Genomic DNA, 332 nt, shown 5'->3' with positions numbered 1-332 from the left:
CCCCGCGCGCCGCCTGGACGCGCAGCGCCAGGCGCTGCGCCGGCTGGGCGGCCCGCTGCTGCTCAGCTTTGCCAACCAGGGCCTGAGCAGCGGCAGCAATTTCCTGCTCGGGGTCTACCTGGCGCGCACCATGACGCTGGGCCAGTTCGGCGTGTACGGCGCCTGCTACGCGCTGTGCATGCTGTATGTCGGGGTCGGCAACGCGCTGGTGCTGACCCAGATGAACGTGACCCTGCCCGGCTGCGCGCCGGCCGCGCGCGCGCCCTACGCGGCGCGCATGCTGTGCGCGGTGCTGCTGCTGGGCGCGCTGATGCTGCTGCTGGCCGGCGCCG

General features: G+C 74.1%; 1 protein-coding gene. It reads left to right on the top strand.

Features of this window, described 5'->3' with window-relative positions:
- On the top strand, nucleotides 1-332 hold a 332-nt coding region (locus GTP77_RS29950), incomplete at both ends, for a hypothetical protein (protein ID WP_223149422.1).

This window comes from Pseudoduganella aquatica (assembly GCF_009857595.1).
In the GTDB taxonomy this organism is placed as follows: domain Bacteria; phylum Pseudomonadota; class Gammaproteobacteria; order Burkholderiales; family Burkholderiaceae_D; genus Rugamonas; species Rugamonas aquatica_A.
The sequence above is the reverse complement of the archived record's forward strand: the minus strand, read 5'-3'. Positions and strand labels throughout refer to the sequence as shown.